We start from the raw sequence: 13,546 nt of genomic DNA on the forward strand, positions 1-13,546 counted from the left end.
AGATGTGTATAAGAGACAGTTTCTAGCTGTTCCAACTGCGCTTCTAATTCCTGCACCTCCAAAGCTGCCATTTCCTGCAACTCTGGATCGCTAGCTGCTTCTTTTAAAACTTGACGCGCTCCTTTAAGCTCTTCCTGAGCGGTTTTCCAAGTTTCATAAGTATTGACGACTTCTTCAAAAGAAGAACGAGCCTTCGCGACCCGATGCATCTCTACCGGATCGGTAGCAATATCTGGGTCGGCAAGGCGACGAGTCAATTCATTGTAGGTTTGCTCGACTGATTTGAGCTTATTTAGCAGGTAAGGTTCCGCCATAATTGCGATCGCTCAGCAAATAGTAGATTGGGTCATATACGAAAATTTTAGACTTCAGATTTTTCTAACTTAAATCCAAAATCTAAAATCCAAAATTGAACTGACCGCGCTACTTCTTCTTGGGCTTTCCTTCTGTATTGCCTGCTTGGGAGGAATCCATCATGCCGTATTTTCTCAAGAAGCGTTCTACGCGCCCTTCAGTATCGATAATCTTTTGAGTTCCAGTATAGAACGGGTGATTGCCAGACCAGACATCAACGTGGAGTTCTGGCTTGGTCGAACCAACAGTCATTACTAGTTCCCCGTTGCAGTAAACCTTAGCTTCGGGATACCACTGCGGATGAATATCTGGTTTTGCCATCTTTTTTTCCTATTTTTCTAATCTTATTGTAGCTTTTGGCTGGTAATAGCTAGTAAGTAATAGGCAACTACTAATTACCCATTACCCATTACCAATTTATCGCTTCGAGAATTGAGGAGCTTTCCGTGCTTTATGTAAGCCGTATTTCTTCCGTTCTTTAGCTCTGGGATCGCGAGTTAAATAACCCTCTTTCTTCAGATGCAAGCGATTTTCTGGCTCCAATTGACAAAGGGCGCGGGCAACTCCTAAACGAATTGAATCGGCTTGTCCGGTTAAGCCGCCGCCGTGAGCGTTTACGAGAATGTCGTATTCGTTCTCTAGACCTAGCGTCTCTAGAGGTGCTTTAGCGGCTGCAAGGTAGCTGGCATTGAATTGAAAATATAAGTCGCCAGCTTTACCATTGACGACGAGTTGACCGTTACCTGGAACTAGACGAACTCTAGCTACAGACGCTTTGCGTCGTCCTGTACCCCAGTACATGACTCGCCCGTTAGTGGCAGGGGTTTGTGTTGCTTGCATTACTTGTCTCCTGGGATGGTTTGAATTTTAATTGCTTCTGGTTTCTGTGCTTGATGGGGATGTTCTGCACCAGCATAGACTTTGAGCTTAGTAAAGAGTTGTCTGCCCAAGCTATTTTTTGGCAGCATACCTTTAACAGCTTGTTCTACAATGCGCTCTGGTATCCTTGCTTGAAGTTGAGCAAAGGTTTCGGTTTTCATTCCGCCAGGTCTTCCAGAATGACGGCGGTAAACTTTTTGACTGCGTTTTTTCCCTGTAACTTTGATCTTCTCAGCGTTAACAACGATGACAAAATCACCAGTGTCCATATGTGGAGTAAATTCTGGCTTATTTTTGCCTCGCAAAATATTAGCAATTTCAGTGGCGAGCCTGCCTAAACGCTGGTCAGCAGCATCGACCAGATACCACTGCTGATTAATCGTATCTTGAGGGGGGATGTAGGTTTTGGTCATGGTGGTTTTACTATCCTGAAATAATCTACTGGAATATTTACCCTAAAATAATTTACTTGAAATAATTTGGGTTCATGTTTGTGCGGCAGCCTGAGAAAGTAGAGCAGATGCTATACAGGATGGAGTAGAAATCGGCTCTGTCTGTTCTGTTGGGGCAGCGGTTACATCTGGTAAGAAAAACTGGGGTTGCGTATCATACCAAACTTCAGCAGGAAAAGGAAATTCAGTATAGCCAACTCGCAGCAGACACAAGCCAGCAGCAGGGGCGGCGTACTTGACTTCGGCGCGGCGTTGCTGCTGCCAAATCTCGGTAAAATTGGCTAGCGATCGCTGTCCGCTACCCACTTGAACCAGCAATCCCAGTAATAACCGCACCATGCCGTACAAAAAGCCATTTGCCTGCAATTCAATTTGCACGAACGAACCTTGACGATGGCATTCCGCTGCTTGTACTTCTACCCAAGAATGAGCGCGACTAGAACCCGCCCGATGAAAAGCTGCTAAATGGTGGTTGCCGAGTAGAGGTTTTAATGCTGCTTGAATTAATGATTCATCTAGAGGTACGTGATAATAGTGCCAGCTAAAAGCTTTGGCAAACAAATTCGGTCGGGGGTCGGTGTAGAGAGTGTAGCGATAGCGCCGCCACTTAGCAGAAAAGCGGGCGTGCCAATCCAAGCTCACCTCAGCCGAAGCGCGAATTAAGATATCTTCTGGCAGACGACTGTTGAGAATTGCTGCCCAGCGATGAGCTGGAATCGGACAATCAACTACATCAAAGTGAGCGACTTGGGCAGCAGCATGAACCCCAGCATCCGTTCTGCCTGCTCCATGAATGACAATTGGATAACCCAAAACCTTGGCGATCGCAGTTTCTATTTCTTCCTGAACCGTACGCTGCTGCGGCTGTCGCTGCCATCCATGAAAACGAGTACCCAGGTATTGAATTACCAGGGCGACTCTACTTGTCAATTCAGGTTGCCGAACAGCCATTTCCAAAGCGCCACAGTATTTTAAACGAGTTCGATAATTGCCATTTCTGCGTTGTCGCCCCGACGGCGTATCGTTTGTAAAACGCGAGTGTAACCACCAGCGCGGCTACCATAGCGATCGGGGACTTGCTCGAAGAGAGCGTGTACGAGTTGCTTATCGTAGATATATCCCATAGCTTGACGACGAGCTGCTAAAGAGCCGTCTTTAGCTAGGGTAATCATTTTTTCTGCTTCAGACTGTACGACCTTTGCTCTTACTTTAGTCGTGGTAATTCGTCCGTGTCTGAGTAGTTCGGTGGTCAGCGCTCTTAGTAGGGCGCGGCGTTGGTCTGCTGGTTTACTAAGTTTTTTAATGCTATTGCGGTGACGCATGATCGTAAAAGGATGTAAGGTCGGGGGTGAAGGATGGATTGCTACATCCTTCTTTCAAAGAGTATTTCAGGTAGGTTTAGAAGATTTTTCGTGCGGCAAGGTAATGCCTAGACGCTTCTGCAACGCTTCGATCACTTCCTCTGCGGACTTCTGACCGAAGTTCTTAATTTCTAGTAGATCTTCTTGGGTGTAGTCTAGTAAGTCAGCTACCGAATTCACCTGCGCTCGTTTGAGACAGTTGTAAGCCCTAACAGAAAGTTGCAGTTCTTCAATTGGAATCTGACTAGTCGGGTCTTCGTCGGCGGGAATTTCGTCTTTCATCGCCGCCAGCGAGATGTCTTTTAAGGGTGTGAACAGGTCAACGAGAATATTTGCAGCAGAAGAAAGGGCTTCTTGCGGTGTTAGGCTACCATTTGTCCAAATTTCCATGATCAACCGATCTTTTTGCAGCGAGCCGTCTACCCGCGCATCTTCAACGCTGTAGTTGACCTTACGAACTGGCATAAAGATCGAGTCAATTTGCAGGTAATCGATGGACGTAGCTTCGTCGCGCCCTCGTTCGACCGTGCGATAGCCCTTTCCCCGTTCGACCCGAAATTCCATTTCTAATTTCGCCCCGTCTGCTAGGGTAGCTACGTACTGATTGGGGTCGATAATTTCTACTTCTGCTGGTAGATCGAAATGAGCCGCAGTAACTGTAGTAGCCCCGTGGACGAGCAATCGACCAGTTACGGCTTGCGAGGAGTGGCTTCTGAGGACGATTTCTTTCATCTGCATCAGAATTTCCATTACGTCCTCGCGCACGCCAGGAATTGTAGCAAATTCATGGCTTACTCCTGCAATTCGGACGGCTGTGACTGCTGTACCTTCTAGATTAGAGAGTAAAATTCGCCTTAAGGCGTTACCTACTGTCGTTCCTTGACCGCGATCGAGAGGTTCCAAGACGAACTTACTATATTGACTCCGATTCTCCTGCGTAATAGACTCAACACATTCGATTTGAAATTGCGCCACGGAGTAACCTCCCCTATTGTTAGCTCCTATAAATTGGCATAGCAACCGCTTGCCTGAATTACATGCCTGAATTTTTTTACCTGAATTTCTGACTTGATTTATCCGTTCCGCCGTTTCAGTTTCTAGCTGACTTTTGGGACAAGATAACGCGATCGCCCACTGGACGAACGCGCAGGTTGCAGAAATTTCCACATCTTTTTGGACATTTGAGTTTACACTCGGCGGCGTTTGGGCGGACGACAGCCATTATGTGGAATAGGCGTGATGTCGCGAATTAGAGTAATTTCTAATCCCGCCCCTTGCAGCGCTCTAATTGCTGTTTCTCTGCCTGCTCCAGGTCCGCTGACCATGACTTCGATCTGACGCATACCTTGGTCAACTGCGCGTCGTGCAGCACTTTCAGCAGCAGTCTGCGCGGCAAAAGGAGTGCCTTTCTTCGCTCCCTTAAAGCCGCTAGAACCAGCCGATGCCCACGAAATCGCATCGCCATTTTGATCTGTAATGGTGACTATGCTGTTGTTGAATGTGGATTGGATGTATGCCATGCCATTTGGTACGTTGCGTTTTTGCTTTTTCGTACCGCTTTTCTTAGTTGGTCGCGCCATAGGGTTACGATCGGTTTAATTTTGCTCTACTCAATTCAAAAATGCTCTATATTGCTAGGAAGTTATTTATTTCCCTGGAGCCTTTTTCTTCCCTGCTACCGTTTGTCGTCTGCCTCGACGGGTACGAGCATTAGTACGAGTGCGTTGTCCTCTAACGGGTAAGCCCATCCGATGACGACGACCCCGATACGTACCAATATCGATCAGGCGCTTGATGTTCATCGTCTCCAAACGCCTTAAATCTCCTTCAACTTGATAGTTTGCTTCTATCTCGTTTCTCAGAGCTGCTACATCGGCATCGCCGAGATCTTTGACGCGGGTATCTGGGTTGACACCTGTAGTCGCCAAAATTTCTTTCGATCTCGTTAAGCCGATCCCATAAATATAGGTCAGACCGATCTCAATCCGCTTATCTCGCGGAAGGTCTACACCAGATATCCGTGCCACGCTGTTTCTCCCTAGTCTTGCTTTGCTGCAACAATATTCACTCTTTCATGGTGTTAACTGAGACACCACATGGCGACGATCGCCGCCAATCATTTTATAGTTAGCCTTGACGTTGCTTGTGTTTCGGGTTAGAACAAATAACCATTACCCTACCTTTACGGCGGATAACGTTACACTTTTCACAAATTCTTTTTACAGAAGCTCTAACTTTCATGACTTTTACATTTACAAACTCTATATTATAATACTAGGATTGGATTTTCCGCAAGAATTTAGCACTCCTACTGAGTTTTCAGACTTGGATGTTGCTAAAAATTAACTTCAATTATTTTTTGCGCAGTCTATAGGTAATTCTACCTTTAGACAAATCGTATGGCGTGAGTTCGACTTTCACGCGATCGCCAGGTAGAATCTTGATATAGTTACGGCGAATTTTGCCGGAGATGTGGGCGAGTACGTTAAAGCCGTTGTCCAGATCGACGCGAAACATAGCATTAGGCAGCGATTCTGTCACCGTGCCTTCCATTTCAATTAAATCTTGTTTAGACAACTTGTTGATTCCTCAACTCTACTGATTTTTCTGTGGAATTAGCTCTAGCACTTTTGGACATATTTTTCCACCGTTAATATATCTTATCGAAAATCGGGAGTCGGGAGTCGGGAAGAAGAGAACTGAAGAAGCAGAGGGGCTTCAGGCGCAGAAGGCGCTGCACCGCTCGCTTCAACACAAGAGCGCACCGCGCACCAACTTCTTACCAACTACCAATTACCCACATCCCACAACATCCCCAATAGTTAGCTATGAACTGCTGTTTGCAGGTGAGCCATCACTTCTTCCATCGAGCGATCGCCATCTACTGAAACGAGTTGTTGGCGATTGCGGTAGAAATCAATTAAGGGCGAAGTTTCTTGGTGATAGACTTCCAAGCGACGGCGAATCACTTCTTCAGTGTCGTCAGCTCGTCCTTCTTTTTCTGCCCGTTTCAGCAACCGATCTACAACGATCGCTTCTGGTACTTCTAGATTCACCACTCGCGTAGAACCTTGGTTAAGCTTTTGCAGCAGTTCGTCTAAAAATACTGCTTGGCTGAGCTTGCGAGGAAACCCATCTAGAATCCATCCCGCTTGCGCGTCTGATTGCTGAAGGCGTTCGGCAACGAGATCGTTTACTAGCTGGTCGGGGACGAGTTCGCCTCGGTCGGCATAGCCTTGAGCTTGAATTCCTAAAGGCGTGCGATCGCGCATAGCTTGGCGCAAAATATCACCAGTCGAGATATGAGGGATCTGCCAGGAATTGGCAAGGTGTTTTGCTTGCGTGCCTTTACCTGCTCCTGGCGGTCCCAAAAAAATCAATCGCGGCACTACTTCACCATTCCTTCATAACGCTGGGAGATCACATAAGTTTGAATCTGTTTTGCCGTGTCAATTGCCACACCAACCAGAATCAATAGCGAAGTCGCTCCTAATCCTTGGAAAGTCGGAACTCTAGTAGCACTTTCTACTGCTGTAGGAATAATCGCCACTGCGCCAAGAAAAACAGCTCCCAAAAATGTCAATCGATTTAATACCCGCTCGACGTATTCGCTGGTTGCTTTACCTGGTCTAATTCCTGGAATACTAGAACCCATCTTCTTCAAGTTCTGTGCCAAGTCAACCGGATTCACGATCAACGTGGAGTAGAAATAACTGAAGAAAACAATCATTACGAAGTACACTAGGGCGTAGAGCCAAGGCGTAGAACCGCCAGGACTGATTGCATTGGAGATGTTAATCACGTATTCGTTTTGGGTAAACCTAGCGAGTGAAGCTGGCAGAATCAGCACGGCAGAAGCAAAAATAATTGGCATTACACCGCCTTGATTCAATCGCAAGGGGAGATAGCTACTCCGCTCTAGATAAAGCTTGCGTCCCACTTGACGACGAGCTGAAATAATCGGAATGCGGCGAGTGCCTTCTTGGACGAAGACAATTCCGACAATCATGACTAAAAATACCAGCAACAGAACGATGACTCGTCCGATGGTTTCCCTGCCTCCAGTTTGTGCCAGAGTAATAGTATCGCCCAAAGATTTAGGTAGAGAGGCAACAATGTTGACAAAAATCAACAGTGATGCACCGTTACCGACACCGCGCTCCGTAATCAGTTCCGATGCCCACATGACAAACATCGAACCAGCTGTGAGTGCGATCGCGGTTTCAATCACAAATACTGGTCCTGGGTTAAGGGCAAACGGTCTGATCCAAATTGCTGCAATAAACGTACTTTGTAGAATTGCCCAACCTAAAGCGACGTAGCGGGTGACTTGAGAAATTTGTCGTCTACCTGCCTCACCCTCATTTTTCTGTAAATTCTCTAAAGCTGGAATCGCAGCCGTCAGTAATTGAATTATGATTGAGGCATTAATGTAAGGCAATATTCCTAAGGCGAAAACTCCCAAAGTTGAAAGTCCGCCGCCGGAAAAGATGTCTAAAAAACCGATGACAGCACTATTATTTTGTACGCTTTGAGCGAACTGTTCGCGATTGATTCCTGGTACGGGTAAAAATACACCCAAGCGAGCCAAAATTAACATGCCAATAGTCACGAGCAACCGTCCTCTCAGTCCGGCTGCTTGTGCCATCTGCATGAAAGTTTCTTGAGCTGTTGGGGCTTTATCTCGACTAATCATAAACGGCTACCTTTCTACTGCCATAGGCATTTGCGTTAAATAACTTCAGTGAAAAACTTTGGCTACTTAACGACTTCACAACTCCCGCCAGCTGCTTCTATCTTGCTTTTAGCTGATGCTGTAAAAGCTGCCGCTTGTACCTTGAGAGCAACGTTTAATTCCCCATCTCCCAAAATTTTCAGCGAACCTTTAGCAGCTTTAATTATTCCCGCCTCTTTTAACGAGGACAAGTTTACTTCCGTATCAGCAGGAAGTGAAGACAGCTTGCTTACATTAATCGTAATGTATTCTTTACGATTAATAATTGGAAAGCCTTTCAACTTAGGTAGACGGCGATACAAGGGCTGCTGTCCGCCTTCAAATCCTGGTCTAGTGCCACCACCAGAACGGGCTTTTTGTCCGCGCATCCCTTTGCCAGCACTCGCGCCCTGTCCGGCAGAAACTCCTCGACCGAGACGACGAGCGCGTTTTTTTGAGCCTTTTTGGGGTCTAACGTCAGTTAGTCTCATAACTTTTTTGTTAGTTTGTCATTGGTCATTGGTTATTAGTCATTGGTCATTTGTTTGACGCATGACGATTAGACGATATAGAGCTTTTCTACTGGAATGCCGCGTTCTTCTGCGACTTCAGCAAAAGTGCGGAGTGTAGCAAGGGCATTAACGGCAGCTCTAGCATTATTCAGGGGGTTGTTGGAACCTAGCTGTTTGGCTAGAATATTCCGCACTCCTGCTAATTCCAGTACGGTTCTGACTGCACCCCCCGCAATTACACCCGTTCCAGGTGCGGCTGGACGCATTAAGACTTTTGCGCCGCCACCAGTGCCATTAGTTGGATGGGGAATCGAGTTAGATTTGGTCAATGGGACATCAATGAGATGTTTTTTGCCATCTGCTACACCTTTTTTCACAGCGCCGATCACATCTCCAGCTTTACCTACTCCGATCCCAACTTGACCGCGCTCGTTACCGACAGCGACAATGGCACGGAAGCTGAGTTTTTTTCCTCCCTTGACGACCTTACTCACTCGCCGGATTTGAATCACCCGCTCTTGAAAAGTTGTTTCTTTTTCTTTAGTTCGATTAGCTTTGCGACGACCTGTTGCCATATTGAGTGCCTCTAAAAATTGTTAATTGCTAATTGTTAATCGTTCATTGTTAATTGCCATCAACTATTAACTATTAACCATTAACAAATTAAAAATCTAATCCTGCTTCCCGTGCTGCGTCAGCTAGTGCTTTGACTCGACCGTGGTAGAGGTTTCCGCCTCGGTCAAAGACAACTTGTGATATGCCTTTAGCTTTAGCGCGTTGGGCAATTAATTTACCGACTTCCACTGATGCTTCGCACGTTCCTTTAGATTCGAGGGATTTTAAATCTGGGTCTAAAGTAGAAGCAGCTACCAAAGTATGATGTTGGGAATCGTCTATGACTTGAGCGTAGATATGCTGGTGAGAGCGAAACACTGCTAGGCGCGGGCGTTCCGTACTGCCTACGACAACTTTTCTGATCCGACGATGCCGTTTTTCCCTGGATTCTTGACGACTGAGCTTCATAATTACTTCTTACCTGCCTTACCAGCTTTACGTCTGACGGCTTCTCCGGCGTAGCGAACGCCTTTACCTTTGTAGGGTTCGGGCGGGCGCTTGTCGCGAATTTGAGCGGCGACGTTGCCAACTAATTCTTTGTCAAAGCCGCTGACAATGACATTCGTGTTGTTTTCTACTGCAAGTTGGATGCCTTCGGGTGGCTCGATTTGTACGGGATGGCTGTAGCCAAGACTGAGGACTAAGTTGCGTCCTTGAACTTGCGCTCGGTAGCCGACTCCCTGAATTTCTAACCGCTTTTGGAATCCTTGCGAAACTCCATCCACCATATTTGCCACTAGGGTGCGGGATAAACCGTGGAGTTGGCGCGAGAGGCGAGAATCATCTTGCCGTTTGACTAAAATTGTGTCTCCTTCCTGTTCCACCGTAACGGCACTGGGAAGGATGCGAGCGAGTTCCCCTTTAGGACCTTTGACGGCAACGTGGGAGCCGTTAATGGTGACGGTAACCTTGCTGGGGATGGTAATGGGACGTTTGCCGATTCGAGACATGATGAACTCCTTGTTTGTCATTAGTCATTGGTCGTTGGTCATTGGTGAATAGAAATGACAAATAACAAATGACAAGTGACGAATTTACCAGATATAGCAGAGAACTTCGCCACCTAGACCTTGACGGCGGGCTTCGCGATCGGTCATGATGCCGTGCGAGGTGGAGATGATAGCAATGCCAATACCACCTAATACTCGCGGTAATTCTTTTCGGTTGGAGTAAACTCGCAGTCCTGGTCTGCTGACTCTTTTGAGCGCAGTGACGATCGGCTGGCGATTTTTACCCTTGTACTTGAGGGTAACTACCAGATTGCGTTTTACCCCTTCTTGCGCTTCTTCTTCAAACTGGGCGATAAAACCTTCTTCTTGTAAGACTCTGGCAAGGTTGCGAGTCATTTTGGTAGAAGGGATTTTTGTTGTCTGATGCCGCGCCATATTAGCATTGCGGATGCGCGTCAGCATATCAGCAATTGTGTCGTTAGCCGCCATCGTTTCCTCTTGTAGAATTTATTGATCTCGGAAGGGCATACCAAATGCTTTGAGTAAGGCACGACCTTCCTCGTCAGTATTGGCAGTGGTAATGATGGAAATATCCATGCCGCGAATTTGGTCGATACTGTCGTATTCGACTTCAGGAAAAATTAGCTGTTCTCTTACACCAAGGGTGTAGTTACCGCGTCCGTCGAAGCTTTTGGGGCTGATGCCGCGAAAGTCACGAATCCGAGGTAAGGCAAGATTGACAAAGCGATCGAGGAAAGCGTACATGCGATCGCCCCGCAGAGTTACCATAATGCCTACTGGCATCCCCTGACGAATTTTAAAGCCCGCGATCGCTTTTTTTGCTCGCGTGACTACGGGTTTTTGACCTGCGATCGTTGCTAGCTCAGTCAAAGACGATTCCATTGCTTTAGCGTTTTGTGCTGCTTCACCTAAACCTCGGTTTATGGTGATTTTCACTAGCTTGGGGACTTGATGGACGTTTTTGTATTGAAATTGCTCCACCAATTGCGGCACAATTTTCTCTTGGTATATGCTTTTGAGTTTTGACGATGCCATAGTCTTTCCTTGTTTACCCTGGTCTTGGTCAGGGAGTTATATTTGTCATACCCTTCGGGAAGGGCTTCGCCCTATGTCATTTGTCATTCGTCAATCACTCATCACTAATGACTAGTGACTAATGACCTATGACTAATTATTTGTCAATGATTTCGCCTGTTTTTTTCAACATTCGCACTTTTTTGCCTTCTTGGTTGAAGGTATAGCAAATTCGGCTAGCGACGTTTTGCTTGGTGGAATAGTGCATGACGTTGGAACTGTGGATGGGAAATTCTAAGGTAACAATCCGACCCGATTCCCCTTCTTCTTTGGGCTTGACATGCTTAGTTTTGACATTTACGCCTTTGATAATCACTTGGCTTTTTTCTGGAAGCGATCGCACAATTTCGCCGACTTTACCTTTATCTGCTCCAGAAATTACCTGTACCGTATCGCCAGTTTTGACGTGCATTTTGTGGCGAACTGGTTTATTTTCTTTGGCTCCTTTTCTCTTTGCCATTACAGCACCTCCGGCGCTAAAGAAACGATTTTGGTATAGTTTTTATCCCGCAGCTCTCTAGCTACAGGTCCAAATACCCGCGTTCCTCTGGGGTTGCCATCTTGGTTGATAATCACGGCAGCATTGTCATCAAAACGAATGCTCATGCCGCTATCACGTCGCAAACCTTTGCGGGTACGAACGATCACCGCTCGCACGACATCGGATTTTTTGATTCCCATATTGGGAATGGCATCTTTAACGACGGCGATAATTACGTCGCCGACGTTCCCGTAACGACGATTACCAGCGCCAAGGACGCGGATACACATTAATTTTCGCGCCCCACTATTGTCCGCGACGTTGAGATAGGTTTGGGGTTGAATCACTGTTGTTCTCCCGTTGTGGTAGTTACAGCAGCGATCGCGGTGGTGGGACTATCGAGAATCTCTATCACTTCCCAGCGTTTCGTACGGCTGAGAGGTCTAGTTTCGCGAATGCGGACGCGATCGCCCTCTTTACATTTATTCTCTTCGTCGTGAGCTTTGTAGCGCCGAGTACGCACGACAATTTTGGCGTACTTGGGGTGAGGAGAGCGGTTTTCTACCGCAACTACCACAGTCTTTTGCATTTTGTCGCTCACGACTAAGCCAATTCTTTCTTTGACTGCCATCGTTACTTACTCTTCTGTTGCGGGTTCAGCTTCATTCGTGTTTGCCAGTTGGCGCTCGCGTTCCACCGTCAGCAATTGCCCTAACCGATGTTTGGCGTGCTTGATTTGGTGTGGCTTTTCTAACTGGCGGGTTGCTTTTTGCAAGCGCAGGCTAAACAATTGCTTTTTAATAGCAATAATTTCTGTTGCTAACTGTTCGTCAGTTAATTCTCTAGCTTCTGAAATCTTAGGTAGGGGCATGACTTATACTTGCTCCTCCTCGCGCATAATAAACTTTGTTTGAATTGGTAGTTTGTGAGAAGCCAACCGCATTGCTTCGCGAGCAGTTGCTTCTGGTACGCCAGCGATTTCAAACAAAATTCGTCCTGGCTTAACTACAGCTACCCAAAACTCAGGCGAACCTTTACCCGAACCCATACGGGTTTCAGCCGGACGCATGGTAACTGGTTTATCGGGGAAAATCCGAATCCAAATCTTCCCACCACGACGGATATAGCGAGTCATGGCACGACGGCTTGCCTCAATTTGCCGCGAGGTAATCCAAGCTGGTTCTTGAGCTTGTAGGGCAAATTCACCAAAGTTGATGTTGCTACCTCTGGTGGCAAGTCCTTTCATTCGTCCGCGTTGTTGTTTGCGGAATTTTGTTCTTCTAGGGCTTAGCATGGTTTGTCATTCGTCATTTGTCATTTGTCATTTGTCATTTGTCATTTGATGACGAATGACAGTTAACCTTCGTTAGAACGGTCTTCAAACTGCTGCCGTCGGCGCTGCTGTTGACGGCGGCGGGGTTGATTGGTTCCAGGGGTAGGCTGTGGTTCTTGTCCAGGGATAATTTCTCCCTTAAACGCCCAAACCTTGATTCCTAAAATGCCGTAAATGGTTTTTGCGGTACAGTAGGCGTAGTCTATATCTGCCCGTAAGGTGTGTAATGGCACTCTACCTTCGCGCGTCCATTCGGTACGGGCAATCTCTGCGCCGTTAAGCCGACCGCCAACTTGAACTCTAATCCCTTGAATACCAGCTCTTTGAGCGCGTTGAATCGCTTGGCGTACTACGCGGCGGAAGGAGACGCGACGCTCTAACTGTTGCGCAATGTACTCGGCAATTAGAAAGGCATCGGCATCAACTTGGGCGACTTCGACAACGTTAATCCGAATTTGGCGTTGGCTGCCCAGAAGTTCTTGAAGTCCGTTACGCAAGGCTTCAATGCCAGCTCCACCACGACCGACGACTACACCAGGGCGAGCAGTGCGTAACTCTAGCTCGATTTGATCTGCTTTACGCTCGATCCTAACTTCAGCAATTCCGGCATTATTGGCAGCATAACGACCTAGCTTCTGCTCGATGTATTGCCGTAGTTTATAGTCTTCTTGGAGAATTTCAGGATATCGCTGTGGCTCGGCAAACCAACGAGAGTGGTGTTCTTTGGTAACGCCGAGGCGAAAACCGACTGGATGAATTTTTTGTCCCATAGTTGAGGGGTAAGGGGTAAGGGGTAAGGG

25 protein-coding genes are annotated in these 13,546 nt (G+C 47.0%); all 25 read right to left on the reverse strand.

Annotated features, from left to right (window positions below; all coding sequences use genetic code 11):
• The coding region (locus C7Y66_RS27095) for a PCRF domain-containing protein (RefSeq protein WP_146149894.1) at positions 1 to 314 on the reverse strand (314 nt) is incomplete at its 3' end.
• A 109-nt stretch (positions 315 to 423) separates the two neighbouring features.
• The gene (gene rpmE / locus C7Y66_RS27100; RefSeq protein ID WP_015152274.1) at positions 424 to 675 is read right to left on the reverse strand and encodes a 50S ribosomal protein L31; all 252 of its coding nucleotides are present in this window, start codon (positions 673 to 675) and stop codon (positions 424 to 426) included.
• 96 nt (positions 676 to 771) lie between these two features.
• Complete coding sequence (gene rpsI, locus C7Y66_RS27105; RefSeq protein ID WP_015152275.1) at positions 772 to 1,194, reverse strand: 30S ribosomal protein S9; 423 nt, start codon at positions 1,192 to 1,194, stop codon at positions 772 to 774.
• Entirely contained in the window at positions 1,194 to 1,646 is a 453-nt protein-coding gene (gene rplM / locus C7Y66_RS27110) for a 50S ribosomal protein L13 (RefSeq protein WP_015152276.1), read from the reverse strand. Before rplM ends, rpsI begins: the two co-directional genes overlap by 1 nt.
• 72 nt (positions 1,647 to 1,718) lie before the next feature.
• Positions 1,719 to 2,636, reverse strand: coding sequence for a tRNA pseudouridine(38-40) synthase TruA (gene truA, locus C7Y66_RS27115; RefSeq protein WP_015152277.1), 918 nt, complete (start codon positions 2,634 to 2,636; stop codon positions 1,719 to 1,721).
• A gap of 20 nt (positions 2,637 to 2,656) precedes the next feature.
• Positions 2,657 to 3,007: a 50S ribosomal protein L17 gene (rplQ, locus tag C7Y66_RS27120; protein WP_015152278.1), complete on the reverse strand. Its 351-nt coding sequence runs from the start codon at positions 3,005 to 3,007 to the stop codon at positions 2,657 to 2,659.
• Positions 3,008 to 3,073: 66 nt separating this feature from the next.
• Complete coding sequence (locus C7Y66_RS27125; protein ID WP_039714880.1) at positions 3,074 to 4,021, reverse strand: DNA-directed RNA polymerase subunit alpha; 948 nt, start codon at positions 4,019 to 4,021, stop codon at positions 3,074 to 3,076.
• 212 nt (positions 4,022 to 4,233) lie between these two features.
• Complete coding sequence (rpsK, locus tag C7Y66_RS27130) at positions 4,234 to 4,626, reverse strand: 30S ribosomal protein S11 (protein ID WP_015152280.1); 393 nt, start codon at positions 4,624 to 4,626, stop codon at positions 4,234 to 4,236.
• A gap of 66 nt (positions 4,627 to 4,692) precedes the next feature.
• A complete protein-coding gene (rpsM, locus tag C7Y66_RS27135) occupies positions 4,693 to 5,073 on the reverse strand; it encodes a 30S ribosomal protein S13 (RefSeq protein WP_015152281.1) in 381 nt (126 codons plus the stop codon).
• Between the two features lie 100 nt (positions 5,074 to 5,173).
• The gene (gene rpmJ, locus C7Y66_RS27140; protein WP_015152282.1) at positions 5,174 to 5,287 is read right to left on the reverse strand and encodes a 50S ribosomal protein L36; all 114 of its coding nucleotides are present in this window, start codon (positions 5,285 to 5,287) and stop codon (positions 5,174 to 5,176) included.
• A 111-nt stretch (positions 5,288 to 5,398) separates the two neighbouring features.
• Positions 5,399 to 5,623: a translation initiation factor IF-1 gene (infA, locus tag C7Y66_RS27145; RefSeq protein WP_006196724.1), complete on the reverse strand. Its 225-nt coding sequence runs from the start codon at positions 5,621 to 5,623 to the stop codon at positions 5,399 to 5,401.
• A gap of 245 nt (positions 5,624 to 5,868) precedes the next feature.
• On the reverse strand, positions 5,869 to 6,435 hold the full coding sequence (locus C7Y66_RS27150; protein WP_015152283.1) for an adenylate kinase: 567 nt from the start codon (positions 6,433 to 6,435) through the stop codon (positions 5,869 to 5,871).
• Positions 6,435 to 7,742, reverse strand: coding sequence for a preprotein translocase subunit SecY (secY, locus tag C7Y66_RS27155; protein WP_015152284.1), 1,308 nt, complete (start codon positions 7,740 to 7,742; stop codon positions 6,435 to 6,437). The genes C7Y66_RS27150 and secY overlap by 1 nt, the downstream gene beginning before the upstream one ends.
• A 62-nt stretch (positions 7,743 to 7,804) precedes the next feature.
• Positions 7,805 to 8,251 carry a 50S ribosomal protein L15 gene (gene rplO / locus C7Y66_RS27160; RefSeq protein WP_015152285.1) on the reverse strand — a complete coding sequence of 149 codons (447 nt, stop codon included), beginning with the start codon at positions 8,249 to 8,251 and terminating at the stop codon, positions 7,805 to 7,807.
• Positions 8,252 to 8,319: 68 nt separating this feature from the next.
• Entirely contained in the window at positions 8,320 to 8,847 is a 528-nt protein-coding gene (gene rpsE, locus C7Y66_RS27165) for a 30S ribosomal protein S5 (protein ID WP_015152286.1), read from the reverse strand.
• Between the two features lie 88 nt (positions 8,848 to 8,935).
• The gene (gene rplR / locus C7Y66_RS27170; RefSeq protein WP_015152287.1) at positions 8,936 to 9,295 is read right to left on the reverse strand and encodes a 50S ribosomal protein L18; all 360 of its coding nucleotides are present in this window, start codon (positions 9,293 to 9,295) and stop codon (positions 8,936 to 8,938) included.
• Between the two features lie 2 nt (positions 9,296 to 9,297).
• On the reverse strand, positions 9,298 to 9,837 hold the full coding sequence (gene rplF / locus C7Y66_RS27175; RefSeq protein ID WP_106547971.1) for a 50S ribosomal protein L6: 540 nt from the start codon (positions 9,835 to 9,837) through the stop codon (positions 9,298 to 9,300).
• Positions 9,838 to 9,921: 84 nt separating this feature from the next.
• Positions 9,922 to 10,326, reverse strand: coding sequence for a 30S ribosomal protein S8 (gene rpsH, locus C7Y66_RS27180; RefSeq protein WP_015152289.1), 405 nt, complete (start codon positions 10,324 to 10,326; stop codon positions 9,922 to 9,924).
• An 18-nt stretch (positions 10,327 to 10,344) separates the two neighbouring features.
• Positions 10,345 to 10,893 carry a 50S ribosomal protein L5 gene (gene rplE / locus C7Y66_RS27185; protein ID WP_015152290.1) on the reverse strand — a complete coding sequence of 183 codons (549 nt, stop codon included), beginning with the start codon at positions 10,891 to 10,893 and terminating at the stop codon, positions 10,345 to 10,347.
• Positions 10,894 to 11,029: 136 nt separating this feature from the next.
• The gene (gene rplX / locus C7Y66_RS27190; RefSeq protein ID WP_015152291.1) at positions 11,030 to 11,392 is read right to left on the reverse strand and encodes a 50S ribosomal protein L24; all 363 of its coding nucleotides are present in this window, start codon (positions 11,390 to 11,392) and stop codon (positions 11,030 to 11,032) included.
• On the reverse strand, positions 11,392 to 11,760 hold the full coding sequence (gene rplN / locus C7Y66_RS27195) for a 50S ribosomal protein L14 (RefSeq protein WP_106547972.1): 369 nt from the start codon (positions 11,758 to 11,760) through the stop codon (positions 11,392 to 11,394). The genes rplX and rplN overlap by 1 nt, the downstream gene beginning before the upstream one ends.
• The gene (gene rpsQ / locus C7Y66_RS27200) at positions 11,757 to 12,044 is read right to left on the reverse strand and encodes a 30S ribosomal protein S17 (RefSeq protein WP_015152293.1); all 288 of its coding nucleotides are present in this window, start codon (positions 12,042 to 12,044) and stop codon (positions 11,757 to 11,759) included. Before rpsQ ends, rplN begins: the two co-directional genes overlap by 4 nt.
• A 6-nt stretch (positions 12,045 to 12,050) precedes the next feature.
• A complete protein-coding gene (rpmC, locus tag C7Y66_RS27205) occupies positions 12,051 to 12,284 on the reverse strand; it encodes a 50S ribosomal protein L29 (protein WP_015152294.1) in 234 nt (77 codons plus the stop codon).
• A gap of 3 nt (positions 12,285 to 12,287) precedes the next feature.
• Positions 12,288 to 12,707 (reverse strand): 50S ribosomal protein L16, encoded by a 420-nt coding sequence (gene rplP / locus C7Y66_RS27210; protein WP_015152295.1) that lies wholly within the window; start codon positions 12,705 to 12,707, stop codon positions 12,288 to 12,290.
• A gap of 62 nt (positions 12,708 to 12,769) precedes the next feature.
• Positions 12,770 to 13,516, reverse strand: a complete 747-nt coding sequence (rpsC, locus tag C7Y66_RS27215; RefSeq protein WP_015152296.1) for a 30S ribosomal protein S3 — start codon at positions 13,514 to 13,516, stop codon at positions 12,770 to 12,772.
• Between the last annotated feature and the right edge of the window lie 30 nt (positions 13,517 to 13,546).

The organism is Chroococcidiopsis sp. CCALA 051 (assembly GCF_003015105.1).
Lineage (GTDB): Bacteria > Cyanobacteriota > Cyanobacteriia > Cyanobacteriales > Chroococcidiopsidaceae > Chroococcidiopsis > Chroococcidiopsis thermalis.

Bases quoted from the DNA above. Each gene is read 5' to 3' on its own strand.
- rpsQ (WP_015152293.1), bottom strand. From the start codon at position 12,044: ATGGCAGTCAAAGAAAGAATTGGCTTAGTCGTGAGCGACAAAATGCAA.
- rplR (WP_015152287.1), bottom strand. From the start codon at position 9,295: ATGAAGCTCAGTCGTCAAGAATCCAGGGAAAAACGGCATCGTCGGATC.
- rpsK (WP_015152280.1), bottom strand. From the start codon at position 4,626: ATGGCGCGACCAACTAAGAAAAGCGGTACGAAAAAGCAAAAACGCAAC.
- rplE (WP_015152290.1), bottom strand. From the start codon at position 10,893: ATGGCATCGTCAAAACTCAAAAGCATATACCAAGAGAAAATTGTGCCG.
- rpsI (WP_015152275.1), bottom strand. From the start codon at position 1,194: ATGCAAGCAACACAAACCCCTGCCACTAACGGGCGAGTCATGTACTGG.
- rpmC (WP_015152294.1), bottom strand. From the start codon at position 12,284: ATGCCCCTACCTAAGATTTCAGAAGCTAGAGAATTAACTGACGAACAG.
- rplM (WP_015152276.1), bottom strand. From the start codon at position 1,646: ATGACCAAAACCTACATCCCCCCTCAAGATACGATTAATCAGCAGTGG.
- rpsH (WP_015152289.1), bottom strand. From the start codon at position 10,326: ATGGCGGCTAACGACACAATTGCTGATATGCTGACGCGCATCCGCAAT.
- rpsC (WP_015152296.1), bottom strand. From the start codon at position 13,516: ATGGGACAAAAAATTCATCCAGTCGGTTTTCGCCTCGGCGTTACCAAA.
- secY (WP_015152284.1), bottom strand. From the start codon at position 7,742: ATGATTAGTCGAGATAAAGCCCCAACAGCTCAAGAAACTTTCATGCAG.
- rplF (WP_106547971.1), bottom strand. From the start codon at position 9,837: ATGTCTCGAATCGGCAAACGTCCCATTACCATCCCCAGCAAGGTTACC.
- rplO (WP_015152285.1), bottom strand. From the start codon at position 8,251: ATGAGACTAACTGACGTTAGACCCCAAAAAGGCTCAAAAAAACGCGCT.
- rplQ (WP_015152278.1), bottom strand. From the start codon at position 3,007: ATGCGTCACCGCAATAGCATTAAAAAACTTAGTAAACCAGCAGACCAA.
- rpsE (WP_015152286.1), bottom strand. From the start codon at position 8,847: ATGGCAACAGGTCGTCGCAAAGCTAATCGAACTAAAGAAAAAGAAACA.
- rpmE (WP_015152274.1), bottom strand. From the start codon at position 675: ATGGCAAAACCAGATATTCATCCGCAGTGGTATCCCGAAGCTAAGGTT.
- rpmJ (WP_015152282.1), bottom strand. From the start codon at position 5,287: ATGAAAGTTAGAGCTTCTGTAAAAAGAATTTGTGAAAAGTGTAACGTT.
- truA (WP_015152277.1), bottom strand. From the start codon at position 2,636: ATGGCTGTTCGGCAACCTGAATTGACAAGTAGAGTCGCCCTGGTAATT.
- rplX (WP_015152291.1), bottom strand. From the start codon at position 11,392: ATGGCAAAGAGAAAAGGAGCCAAAGAAAATAAACCAGTTCGCCACAAA.
- rplP (WP_015152295.1), bottom strand. From the start codon at position 12,707: ATGCTAAGCCCTAGAAGAACAAAATTCCGCAAACAACAACGCGGACGA.